Genomic DNA, 11,795 nt, shown 5'->3' with positions numbered 1-11,795 from the left:
CGGGCAAAGACAGCTCCGAATCGACGCCGCATGGCGAGCGCGCCATTCCAGCTCCCCCCCTCATCCCACGACGACATCTGAATAACATCGGCGTGCGCATCCTCGGTGTGCCAGCCGACTGCTGGCGGTGCGGGCCAGTGGTCCGCACGGCAAGCTTGGAATCCCTCGGAGGTGCATATGTCTTTTCGGCAATTTCCCGCGATCGGCGCAGATGGCGAGCCGTACGTCATCATCGAATTCCGCGACGAACAGTCAACTGGCCCGGGCGCGCATCCAGCGCCACGTTACGAGCTCCCCGATGGCCGTCACCTGCAACGGCAAGGCCAGCGGTTCATCACCGACGGCGGCGAGCTGCAACTTTCCACGCCCTGAGCACTGGCTGGTCAATTTTTGACCAAGCAGAACACAGCCCTTGCCCCGCAAGGGCTGCAACCGGTTATCCACATGCTTGTGCAACTTTCATCCACACCCCGTGTGGATGAAATCCGCATTTGTCGGCTTCAGGCAACGAGGAACCGATTCCGTCGACGCCAGGGGGCTCTACTGGGTGGGCAACGCCTCCATGCAAGGCGTTCTATGGCCGCTGCACAGCCTGAAAGACGGCGGCGAGTACCCACTATTTCCATGGAGGCATGAGGCTCGAAGCGAGCATCGAAATGCAGCTATTTGAATAAATTTTCAGGCATCGGCAACGACGAGGCAGTCACTTCCCTCGAACACACGCTCTAGCGCTTCACGTAACGCCAAATGCCTGGACGCTTCCAATTGGAATGAGATGGTGAGAGCTTCCATGCCACCGAGCACCCCCGCTGCATCTGGAGCAAACGTGATAACGGCACGGTTCGACCGCAGCGAAAACCTGGAGATGCCACCGTAACAAGCGTATTGCTGGCCAGACCACTCAACGTAATAAGTGTCCATACCATGCTCCACGTCCTGCCCATCGAGATCCAAGCCGCGCTGAAGTACGAGGTAGACCTCGGCATCGGCTTCACGATCAGCGAATCCCACTAACAGGAACCCACCGTCAGTATTTGCCGTGGTGACGATGTTTGCTTGAAATGCGAATGCAGTCATTTTGATGCTAGCGCCCGAAGTAATTCGACCCGATGAGGGTCCGGCCATGATGCAATATCAGTTGCGCCCGCCACTGCACATTCCATTGAGACCTATGTGTACACCAACGCTGATGGCGGCCGCACCGCGGAGCGGCTGGCTTGATCAATTACTCAGCCTCTAATCGACGTTGATAGCGCACAATCAGCCAGTAGCCAAATAAGGCAAATGATAGACCGAGCACCGGTGTCAGAAGGATAGCCATGCTCAGACCCGCATAGCCGCCAGCATCACATGGCTCGCCAGGAGCAGGCTGGCAGGAATAGCTGACACTCACATAAAATGCTCGCCATGACGACGCTAGCCACAGCGCCAGCTGCAAAGCTCCCTAGAACCATCAAAATTTTCAAGAAAATTTGCATGGCGTCGTGTCTGGATTCATCCGTCTAGTAAAACGGCATCGGCTTGAGTGAATAGTAAGATGACTGTACTGCAGAACCGTAACAACCTGCTTTTAAGTCCAGAAACCCATCGCAACCTCATCGCCAGGCGTACGCAATCAATGACCAACGCCACCGACCTTGTCTGTCCCGACACCGTTGCCGCCCAGACGAGCAAAAGCCACAGATAATCCCGTACACCGCACTTGCCATGTCGCAAGGCGGACTGAACAACGCACCGAGCAACGCTCACACAAAGACAAGGCACCGAATCCGGCCGGCAAACCAGGCGGTTGCCGAAGATGCATTCACCAAGCGCAAGGCGCTTCGGCGTGACAGGCACACCGCAGGCACAACTAGCGTCTTGAAGCTATGGACCGCCGCAGGGCATCCCTCGGGCAATCACTGTCCCCGCTCAGGAAGATCCAGCACGCGCCCGATCCCACGCGCATCGATCTCGCTCGCCGCATCTGCCAATGACTGAAAATCGCTACCCTCTTCGAACCCGATACGAAAATGCAGCTCACCCGCCGGTGTGCGCGAGGAATGGATCGACGACAGGTTTACCGCGTGCCGCTCGAAGACATGCAACAGCGTGCGCAGCGAACCGGGCTGGTCTTCGGGCAGATACACGCTCAAGGTCAGCGGCTCGGTGAGGTCGGCCAGCAGGTAGCCCACGCGCTCGTAGGTGTAGTTGCCTGCAGCCAGCGCAGTGTGTTGCAAAGCGTGCACGTTCGCGTCCAGGAACTGGCTGCGGAACTGCGCGCGTGCCGCATCGTCGCCTTGCGCCACCAGTGCGCGTAACTGCTGCAGCTGCGACAGCAGGCGGTCGAGCATTTCGCCGACGTACGGGTTACCGAACTGGATGTCTTCGTAGATCGATGGATTGAGCGAGAGGATTCGCGCGATCACCGCCGTGTCCAGCTCGAACGACGCAGAGCGATACGGCATCAACGCCTGCAAGTGGCCCAACAGCGGTGCGTAGTCGCGCAAGGTGCCAGCCTGCGCAAGATGGGTGGCATGCACCATTGCCTGTACCAAGGCCATTACCCGGTCGTGGTGCTCGGGCGTGGCATACACGCACTCTGCCTGGAGTGCTGCGTACAAGGTCTGCACCCACGCCGACCAGTGCTGCAGGCGCGCTTCGCAGACCACCATCACCCGCCCCTTCAAGGTCGGCGATTTGGGCGGCGCGGTCATCGGATGCAGGCCGACGACGTCTGCTTGCGACGCCAGCATCGCAGCGACCGGCGCCTGCTTGATCGAGGTGACATCCATCCACAACTGCGACGCGGCACGCGGGCCGGCAAGCTCCACATAGCGCTGGATCAACGTCGCGGTGTGGCGAATCGGTGCAGAAAAAATCAGCACATCCGCACGCTGCGCCAGGGTGGCCTCGTCCATATCGCCGTCGCCGGCCGGATCGAAGCCGATCACCTGCAGCCCCATGCGCGTGCGCAGGAACTGCGCCAGCCAGCGTCCGTAGGCGCCGGCAATGCCGACGATGCCGACCACCGGCCGCGCACTCATGCCAGACGCTCGACGGCAAAGCGCGGCAGTGCCGCAAGCGCGGCCGGCGCGGCGGCCAGCACGTCGAACTCCTCGTAGCCTGCGGCCAGGGTTGCCTCCAGCGCCCCGTGTACGCCGGTTAGCGCGTGTCCCACCGCCTGCTCGAACGGCATATCGCGCAGCAAAAAGCCGATCAGCAGCGCCATCAGCACATCGCCGGTGCCGGCCACGTCGACCGGCAGATGCGGGCTGGCCCAGCGATAAACCGCATCCGTGCTGACCGCCAGGGTCACCAACTCGCCTGTCGCGCCGGCAACGCTGTGCGCAAGCACCCATTGTGGGCCGCGGGCGAGCAGGACACGCGCCGCGGCGATGGCGTCGTCCTGCTCCAGGCTGGGCAGACCGGTCAGGCGTCCCAGCTCGAACGCATTGGGCGTGACCAGCCAGGCATGCGGCAGCAACCGTTCGGCGAACACGCGCTCCAGCCCCGGCTCGACGTAGGGGCCGGTATGCGTATCGCCGATCACCGGATCCAGGCAGTAGCGCAGCTGCGGGGCCTGCGGCAAGGTCTGTTCAAGCCAGTCGGCGAATGCTTCGCCATTGGCCAGGCTGCCGAAATAGCCGGAGACCAGCATGCGCGCCCGCTGCGGCAGGCCGCGCTCGGTGGCACCGAGCAGCAGGTCGGCCAGCCAGTCGGCCGGCAGGATACGGCCGCGCAAGGTCGCATAGAACGGCGCGTTACTGAGCAAGGTGGTTGGCACTTCAGCCACACGCAGTCCAAGCGCACGCAGTGGCGGCACGGCGGCGCTGTTGCCGGCATGGCCGTAGACCAGTTGCGACTGCACCGAGATCACATCGATCGGCGAGGGACCCTCCGGGCGCTGGCGGCGACCGTGGACGAGATGGCTATCTGTTGCATCGCTCATGGGAGACGCCGTCGTGAAAGGAGAGCTCCATTATCTGCCGCAATGCGTGAGCGCGTGGAGTGTGGAGCCGCGCAATGTTCGGTGCGACGCGCTTGACTGGATGCGATCCGGAAGGGCGCCGACATTGGAGCCGGGCGGTGACGCACACGCCAGAGCCGAACGCGTCAGCGCTGCGCAATATCTGCATGTTGTGCAGATGTTCCGGTCTGACCAGGCGCGATGGTGCTGACCGGGCGAGTATCGACGTGGCATCGCGATGGTGTCAGCGGCGCAGGTGCAGTCCGCGGCGTGGCGTATCGATTCGATCGAGCGGCGCGTGACAACATGAAGCGCGGGCCTGCACGGAGCGCAGAACGAGGCGTTGTCATTAGGATAGTTGTAGTGCTGCCCGGCTGAACCAGAGCGAGCGACCAGGCTATCGATGCAGGGCGGCTTTAACAGTCGGCATGCCGTACCCTCATCCGCCCTTCGGGCACCTTCTCCCGAGGGGAGAAGGATGTCGTTCTTCTGGCACCTTCTCCCGAGGGGAAGGATGTCGTTCTTCTGGCACCTTCTCCCGAGCGAGAAGGATGTCGTTCTTCTGGCATTTCTTGCGAGCGAGCTTCTTGTAGTTTTCTTGCGAACGCGCGCCTGGCACTTCTGCCGAGCGAGAAGGATGTCGTTCGTGTGGCACGTTCCACGAAGGGAGAACGATGTCGCTGCCCAATCGCTTTGCAGCGAGCGAAGCGAGGCCGTCTTTCACTCACTCGCCTTGCCCGACGTCATGCCTGCTCCCGGCAGGAGCAGGCGTGGCGTTGGGCAGCGTCGCCCACTGCCATGACGTCGTTTACGACGTCATGCGATCCCAGAAACCCTTGACGCCATCGATGAAGGTGGCCGACTTGGGCGAATGCTTGCGCGCATCCTCACCGGTGAAGGTTGCCTCGAACTGCTGCAGCAACTCGCGCTGATCAGCGGTCAGGTTCACCGGCGTCTCGACCACCACACGGCAGTACAGATCGCCTTCGCTGCGGCTGCGCACCGAGCGCACGCCCTTGCCGCGCAACCGGAACAGCTTGCCGGTCTGGGTCTCGGCCGGAATGCGAATTTCCGCCTCCCCGCCCAGGGTGGCCACGCGCACGGTGTCGCCGAGCGCGGCCTGCGAAATGCGGATCGGCACTTCGCAATGCAGGTCGTCGCCGTCGCGCTGGAAGATCGCATGCTCGCGCACGCGCACTTCCACATACAGATCGCCTGGCGGCGTGCCGGCCGGACCGGCTTCGCCTTCGCCTGCCAGACGGATACGGTCGCCGGTATCCACGCCAGCGGGCACCTTGATCGACAGCACCTTGTCTTCTTCCACGCGACCGGCGCCATGGCAGGTCTTGCACGGGTTCTGGATCAGCGTGCCGCGTCCATCGCAGTGCGGGCAGCTCTGCTGCATGGCAAAGATGCCGCGCTGGATGCGCACCTGGCCGCGTCCATGACAGGTGCCGCAGGTCTCGACCTTGCCGTCTTCCGAACCGCTGCCGTGGCAGGGCTCGCACTCGATCAGGGTCGGGATCTCGATGCGTCGCTCGATGCCGGCGACGGCTTCTTCCAGATCCAGCTCCAGTACGTAACCGACGTCGGCACCACGTCGCGCAGCGCGCGGACCGGCGGCGCCACCGCCGAAAATATTGCCGAAGATATCGCCAAAGATATCTCCCATGTCCGGGCCACCCGGCCCACCGCCACCACCGCCCATGCCGTGTTCGAACGCAGCGTGGCCATGCGCATCGTAGGCGCGGCGCTTGTTGCCGTCCGACAACACCTCATAGGCTTCCTTGCACTCCTTGAACATCGCCTCGGCAGCAGCGTCGCCTGGATTGCGGTCCGGGTGGTGCTTCATCGCACAGCGCCGATACGCCTTCTTCAGCTCCTCGTCGCTGGCGCCACGGGCAACGCCCAGCACTTCGTAGTAATCGCGTTTGCTCATAAGCGGGGATTTGGAATTCGTGATTTGAGATTCGTTGAAACGCAAAAGCGGACAGCGTGTGCTGATCCGCCTTGGCGACGCGACGCGTAAAGGATATCGGGATGGGGACTGGCACGTTTATCGACTGCCAATCCCCACTCCCGACTCCCAAATCACGGCTTACTTCTTGTCGTCCTTGACCTCGGTGAACTCGGCGTCCACCACGTCATCGGCGGCCTTGGAGGCCTGCGCGTTGCCGCTGGCCGCATCGGCGTTGCCGCCCTGCTCTGCCGCGGCGGCCGCTGCGTACAGCGACTGGCCGGCTTCTTCCAGGGTCTTGCTGCGCGCTTCGATCTGCGCCTTGTCGTCGCCCTTCATGGCCTTTTCCAGATCCGACAATGCCGCTTCCACCTTGCCGATCACATCGCCACCGACCTTGCTGCCATGCTCGGTGATCGCGGTGCGGGTGGCGTGGATCAGGCCATCGGCCTGGTTACGGGCCTGTACCAGTTCCTGGAACTTCTTGTCTTCCTCGCGGTTGGCTTCCGCGTCCGCGACCATGCGCTGGATCTCTTCGTCCGACAGGCCCGAACCGGCCTTGATCTCGACCTTCTGTTCCTTGTTGGTCTTCTTGTCCTTGGCCGACACGTGCAGGATGCCGTTGGCGTCGATGTCGAAGGACACTTCCACCTGCGGCATGCCGCGCGGGGCCGGCTCGATGCCGGACAGGTCGAACTTGGCCAGCGACTTGTTGAAGCGGGCCTGCTCGCGCTCGCCCTGCAGCACGTGCACGGTCACGGCCGACTGGTTGTCCTCGGCGGTGGAGAAGGTCTGCGAGGCCTTGGTCGGGATGGTGGTGTTCTTTTCGATGATCTTGGTGAACACGCCGCCCATGGTTTCGATACCCAGCGACAGCGGGGTTACGTCCAGCAGCAGCACGTCCTTGACGTCGCCGGCCAGCACGCCGCCCTGGATCGCAGCGCCCACGGCCACCGCTTCATCCGGGTTGACGTCCTTGCGCGGCTCCTTGCCGAAGAAATCGGCAACCGCCTGCTGCACCTTCGGCATGCGGGTCTGACCGCCGACCAGGATCACTTCGTTGATGTCGCTGGCGCGCAGGCCGGCATCGTTCAACGCGGTGCGGCACGGCTCGATCGACTTCTTGACCAGGTCTTCCACCAGCGCTTCGAGCTTGGCACGGGTCACCTTGATGTTGAGGTGCTTCGGGCCCGAGGCATCGGCGGTGACGTACGGCAGGTTCACTTCGGTCTGCTGGCTGGTAGACAGCTCGATCTTGGCGCGCTCTGCGGCATCCTTCAGGCGCTGCAGTGCCAACGGGTCCTTGCGCAGATCGATGCCCTGATCCTTGTTGAACTCGTCGACCAGGTACTCGATGACGCGGTTGTCGAAGTCTTCCCCGCCCAGGAAGGTGTCGCCATTGGTGGCCAGCACTTCGAACTGCTTCTCGCCATCGACTTCAGCGATTTCGATGATCGACACGTCGAAGGTGCCGCCGCCCAGGTCGTACACGGCGATCTTGCGGTCGCCACCGTTCTTGTCCAGGCCATAGGCCAGGGCTGCGGCGGTCGGCTCGTTGATGATGCGCTTGACGTCCAGACCGGCGATGCGGCCGGCGTCCTTGGTGGCCTGACGCTGGCTGTCGTTGAAGTAGGCCGGCACCGTGATCACGGCCTCGGTGACCTTCTCGCCCAGGAAATCCTCGGCGGTCTTCTTCATCTTTTCCAGCACGCGCGCGGAGATTTCCTGCGGCGCCATGCGCTTGGCATCGCTGGTCTGAACCCAGGCGTCGCCGTTGTCGTGCGCCAGGATGCCGTACGGCACGTGCGAGATGTCCTTCTGCACTTCGGCGTCGGTGAACTTGCGGCCGATCAGGCGCTTCACTGCGTAGAAGGTGTTCTTCGGGTTGGTCACTGCCTGGCGCTTGGCCGAGGCACCGACCAGCACTTCGCCGTCCTTGGTGTAGGCGACGATCGAAGGCGTGGTGCGATCGCCCTCGGAATTTTCGATGACGCGGGCCTTGCCGCCGTCCATGATCGACACGCACGAGTTCGTGGTGCCGAGGTCAATACCAATGATCTTGCCCATGGATACGCTCCTGATGAGTCTTTAGCTGTGTCCGGCGACGCCGGGTCTGGCTGAGATGTGGGGGTGGCGCGCAGGTGTTCAAGCCATCTGTGCGCATCTGTGTTCCAACCGCGCGCCCGGCAGTTCAGCCGGGCGCCGGCAATCAGTCGTGCTTGGCCACGACCACCAGGGCCGGGCGCAGCAGGCGCTCGTTGAGCAGGTAGCCCTTCTGGAACACCTGCACCACATGGCCCGGCGCAATGCCCTCGGCCTCGCCCTGGCTGATCGCCTGGTGCTGGTCGGGGTTGAACGGCTGGCCGACCGGGTCGAGCAGGGTCAGGCCGTTGTCGGCGGCGACCTTGAGCAATTGCTTGTAGGTCATGTCCAGGCCATCGCGCAGCGGGCTGGGTTGGCTGCCGGCCGCGGTGAGCCCGGCATCCAGGCTGTCGAACACCGGCAGCAGCTCGCCCAGCAGCTTCTCGTTGGCGAACTTACGAGCGTTTTCGACGTCGCGCGCGATGCGCTTGCGCTGGTTTTCCAGATCGGCCCGCTCGCGCAGGGCATCGGCCTTGACCAGCGCGATCTCGCTGCGCAGCGACTCGATCTCGGCCTTGAGCGGATCGGTCTCGGGTGGGTTCTGGGACAGGTCTTCGGAGTCGAATTCGGGGTGGTCTTGGTTCATGTGCAGTTCCCGGGCAAGCGGAACGCCCGCCCCAACGTCACCCCGTATGTGGGCGCGTGCGCGCGTTTCAAGCAAAACGATCGCATCGATCGCTGCCGCTTATCGCCTGTCGGGCGGCTCCATCGCCGCGCCCAGCACCTGGGCGGCGGTCTGCACCAGTGGGATCACCCGGTCGTAGGCCATACGTTTGGGCCCGATCACGCCCAGCACGCCCAGCACCTGGCCATTGGCGGCATACGGCGCGGTGACCAACGAGACATCGTCCAGCGACACCATGCCGGTTTCCTCGCCGATGAAGATGCGCACGCCCGGCGCCTGGATGGTGCGTTCGAGCAATTGCAGGATTTCGCGCTTGCTGGCGAAGGCCTCGAACAGCTCGCGCAGCCGGTCCAGGTCCGACAGGTCCTGCACGCCCATCAGCCGGGTCTGCCCGGCCATCACCATGTCGTCGGCATCGGCCGGCACCAGCGCCTCGCTGGCCAGGTCCACGCTGTGCGCCAGCAGCTGCTCCATCTCGTTCTTGGCCATCCGCAGTTCGCGCAGCAGGCTGGCGCGGATGTCCGACAGCGCGCGCCCGGCGAACTGTGCATTGAGATAATTGGCCACCCGCTCCAGCTCGGCCGGCTCGTAGGCGCGGCGCGGCTCGATCACCCGGTTCTGCACTTCGTTGTCGGCAAACACCAGGATCGCCAGCACCCGGCGCGCGTCCAGAGGCACGAAATCGATATGCCGGAACGCAAACTGCGCGCGCCGCGGCGCGCTCACCACACCCACGAAGTGGCTCATCGCCGACAGCATCTGCGAGGCGCTGCCCAGCAGCGACTGGGTGCCATTGCCGCTGGCCAGCTCCGCGCGCAGGCGCCGCACTTCTTCTTCGCCCGGCGGCTGCATCTGCACCAGGCTGTCGACGAACACCCGGTAGCCGTGCGCGGTAGGCACCCGCCCGGCCGAGGTATGCGGGGAACTGAGCAGCCCCACGTCCTCCAGGTCGGCCAGGATGTTGCGGATGGTGGCCGGGCTTACATCCAGCCCGGCATGCTGGGCCAGGGTTTTCGAGCCCACCGGCTCGCCGTCGCGGATGTAGCGCGCGATCAAGGTGCGCAGCAGCTGGCGGGCGCGGGGGTCGAGCATTGGGGACTGGGACGCGCGCATGGGATCATCCGGTGAGACTGGGCATAGATAATGTCTGGCACCGGGGATGGCAAGCGTCCGACTCCCTGCCCGCGCCTTCCTGCCCTAAGCTTCCCCAACGCATTCACACCCGACCCCCATGCTCAGACACCTCTCAATCAAGGATTTCGCCGTTGTCCGCGCCACCGAGCTCGAATTCGGCCCGGGCATGACCGTGGTGTCGGGCGAAACCGGCGCCGGCAAGTCGCTGATGGTGGACGCGCTGGGCTTTCTGTCCGGCCTGCGCGCCGACAGCGGTGTGGTGCGCCATGGCGCCGACCGCGCAGAACTGTCGGCCGAATTCCAGTTGCCGGCCGAGCACCCCGGCCTGGCCTGGCTGGCCGACAACGAGCTCGATGACGAGTCCCAATGCCAGCTGCGCCGCATCATCCGTGCCGACGGCGGCTCGCGCGCCTGGATCAACGGCCGCCCGGTGACCTCCTCGCAGCTGGCCGAGCTGGCATCAAGGCTAGTGGAAATCCACGGCCAGCATGAGCACCAGGCCCTGATGGCCCGCAACAGCCAGCTCGCCCTGCTCGACGCCTACGCCCGCAACAGCGCCCAGCGCGAGCAGGTGCGCCAGGCCAGCCAGCGCTGGCAGGCGCTGCTGGACGAGCGCGACGCGCTGTCCGCGCAGGGTGACGTCTCCGACCGCATCGGCTTTCTCGAGCATCAACTGGGCGAACTGGAACGCGAGGACCTGGACCCGGCAGCGATCGCCGCGCTGGACGTCAATCACCGGCGCCAGGCGCACGCCACCGCACTGATCGGCGCCTGCGACAGCGTGGCCCAGCAGCTCAACGGCGACGATGGCGCCTGCGCGCTGGGCCTGCTGCAGGACAGCCGCCACGACCTGGCCCGCGTCGCCGAACACGAACCACGCCTGGGCGAGGTGGACGCACTGCTGGACAGCGCCGTGATCCAGATCGAAGAGGCGCTGGCGCTGCTCGACCGCGTGCGCGACGACCTGGACGCCGACCCGGCCCAGTTCGAGGCGATGGAGCGCCGTCTCGGCCGCCTGCACGACCTGGCCCGCAAGCACCGCGTCACCCCGGACGAACTGGCCGCCCATCGCGACCGCATGAGCCAGGAAGTGGAGAGCCTGCGCGGCGCCGACGAGCGCCTGCAGCAGCTGGACAAGCATATCGAGTCCGCCACCGGCGTCTGGCGCAGCGCGGCCGGGGTGCTCAGCGACAGTCGCAAGACCGCCGCCGAGGCCTTGTCCACCGCCACCACCACGCTGATCGGCGAGCTGGGCATGGGCGGCGGGCAATTCCTGATCCAGCTGCAGCCGCAGGACACGTTGCGCCCCGACCCCAATGGCGCCGAGCGGGTGGAATTTTTGGTCGCCGCCAACGCCGGGCAGCCGCCGCGCCCCTTGCGCAAGGTCGCCTCCGGCGGCGAGCTGTCGCGGATTTCGCTGGCGATCGAAGTGGCTGCGCTCGGCCTGGACAGCGTGCCGACCATGGTCTTCGACGAAGTGGATTCGGGCATCGGCGGCGCGGTGGCCGACATCGTCGGGCAGAAGCTGCGCGCGCTGGGCGAGGAACGCCAGGTGTTGTGCGTGACCCACCTGCCACAGGTCGCGGCCAAGGGCCATGCGCACTACCGGGTCAGCAAGGCACCGGTGGACGGCATGACCCAGAGCGCGGTCGAACTGCTCGGCCCGCAGGCACGCCAGGAAGAACTGGCGCGGATGCTCGGCGGCGTGGAAGTCAGCAAGGAAGCCCGCGCGGCGGCGCGCAAGTTGCTGCAGAGCGCCTGAGCGCAGCGAGCAGCTCGCAAATTCAAAGGACCCGTTCCCTCCCCGCTGACGAAGCTCCCTTCCTGGCTGACAAGGCTCCCCTCCCCCGTCTGCGGGGGGGAAGGTGCCCGAAGGGCGAATGGGGGCAGCATCGCTGCGACGCGACCACCACAGGCGCGACAAGCGCAAACGGTGCTGCCCCTCATCCGGCGCTGCGCGCCACCTTCTCCCGCCAGCGGGAGAAGCG

General features: G+C 64.8%; 9 protein-coding genes. 2 read left to right on the top strand and 7 right to left on the bottom strand.

Features of this window, described 5'->3' with window-relative positions:
* The first annotated feature begins 177 nt into the window (after positions 1-177).
* Complete coding sequence (locus tag FHY18_RS09160) at positions 178-372, top strand: hypothetical protein (protein WP_046965000.1); 195 nt, start codon at positions 178-180, stop codon at positions 370-372.
* A 306-nt stretch (positions 373-678) separates the two neighbouring features.
* Here FHY18_RS09160 and FHY18_RS09155 read toward each other — a convergent pair whose 3' ends face one another.
* The 7 genes from FHY18_RS09155 to hrcA form a co-directional block, all read right to left on the bottom strand.
* Entirely contained in the window at positions 679-1,077 is a 399-nt protein-coding gene (locus FHY18_RS09155) for an Imm10 family immunity protein (protein WP_259153586.1), read from the bottom strand.
* Positions 1,078-1,898: 821 nt separating this feature from the next.
* Entirely contained in the window at positions 1,899-3,026 is a 1,128-nt protein-coding gene (locus FHY18_RS09150; RefSeq protein ID WP_259153585.1) for a prephenate dehydrogenase, read from the bottom strand.
* Positions 3,023-3,931, bottom strand: a complete 909-nt coding sequence (gene pdxY / locus FHY18_RS09145; protein WP_259153581.1) for a pyridoxal kinase — start codon at positions 3,929-3,931, stop codon at positions 3,023-3,025. Before pdxY ends, FHY18_RS09150 begins: the two co-directional genes overlap by 4 nt.
* An 826-nt stretch (positions 3,932-4,757) precedes the next feature.
* A complete protein-coding gene (gene dnaJ / locus FHY18_RS09140) occupies positions 4,758-5,888 on the bottom strand; it encodes a molecular chaperone DnaJ (protein ID WP_259153580.1) in 1,131 nt (376 codons plus the stop codon).
* Between the two features lie 159 nt (positions 5,889-6,047).
* Entirely contained in the window at positions 6,048-7,973 is a 1,926-nt protein-coding gene (gene dnaK / locus FHY18_RS09135) for a molecular chaperone DnaK (protein WP_259153577.1), read from the bottom strand.
* A 142-nt stretch (positions 7,974-8,115) separates the two neighbouring features.
* Positions 8,116-8,634: a nucleotide exchange factor GrpE gene (grpE, locus tag FHY18_RS09130; protein WP_046963475.1), complete on the bottom strand. Its 519-nt coding sequence runs from the start codon at positions 8,632-8,634 to the stop codon at positions 8,116-8,118.
* A gap of 99 nt (positions 8,635-8,733) precedes the next feature.
* Positions 8,734-9,765: a heat-inducible transcriptional repressor HrcA gene (hrcA, locus tag FHY18_RS09125; protein ID WP_259154000.1), complete on the bottom strand. Its 1,032-nt coding sequence runs from the start codon at positions 9,763-9,765 to the stop codon at positions 8,734-8,736.
* Positions 9,766-9,904: 139 nt separating this feature from the next.
* On the opposite strand from hrcA, the gene recN reads away from it, so the two are divergent.
* The gene (gene recN, locus FHY18_RS09120) at positions 9,905-11,569 is read left to right on the top strand and encodes a DNA repair protein RecN (protein ID WP_259153576.1); all 1,665 of its coding nucleotides are present in this window, start codon (positions 9,905-9,907) and stop codon (positions 11,567-11,569) included.
* Positions 11,570-11,795 lie beyond the last annotated feature (226 nt).

The sequence above is a fragment of the Xanthomonas sp. 3793 genome (assembly GCF_024806835.1).
GTDB classification, from domain to species: Bacteria; Pseudomonadota; Gammaproteobacteria; order Xanthomonadales; family Xanthomonadaceae; genus Xanthomonas; species Xanthomonas arboricola_F.
The sequence above is the reverse complement of the archived record's forward strand: the minus strand, read 5'-3'. Positions and strand labels throughout refer to the sequence as shown.

Excerpts from the sequence above, each read along its gene's own strand:
- FHY18_RS09155 (WP_259153586.1), bottom strand. The coding sequence starts at position 1,077 with ATGACTGCATTCGCATTTCAAGCAAACATCGTCACCACGGCAAATACT.
- dnaK (WP_259153577.1), bottom strand. The coding sequence starts at position 7,973 with ATGGGCAAGATCATTGGTATTGACCTCGGCACCACGAACTCGTGCGTG.
- FHY18_RS09160 (WP_046965000.1), top strand. The coding sequence starts at position 178 with ATGTCTTTTCGGCAATTTCCCGCGATCGGCGCAGATGGCGAGCCGTAC.
- grpE (WP_046963475.1), bottom strand. The coding sequence starts at position 8,634 with ATGAACCAAGACCACCCCGAATTCGACTCCGAAGACCTGTCCCAGAAC.
- pdxY (WP_259153581.1), bottom strand. The coding sequence starts at position 3,931 with ATGAGCGATGCAACAGATAGCCATCTCGTCCACGGTCGCCGCCAGCGC.
- recN (WP_259153576.1), top strand. The coding sequence starts at position 9,905 with ATGCTCAGACACCTCTCAATCAAGGATTTCGCCGTTGTCCGCGCCACC.
- dnaJ (WP_259153580.1), bottom strand. The coding sequence starts at position 5,888 with ATGAGCAAACGCGATTACTACGAAGTGCTGGGCGTTGCCCGTGGCGCC.
- FHY18_RS09150 (WP_259153585.1), bottom strand. The coding sequence starts at position 3,026 with ATGAGTGCGCGGCCGGTGGTCGGCATCGTCGGCATTGCCGGCGCCTAC.
- hrcA (WP_259154000.1), bottom strand. The coding sequence starts at position 9,765 with ATGCTCGACCCCCGCGCCCGCCAGCTGCTGCGCACCTTGATCGCGCGC.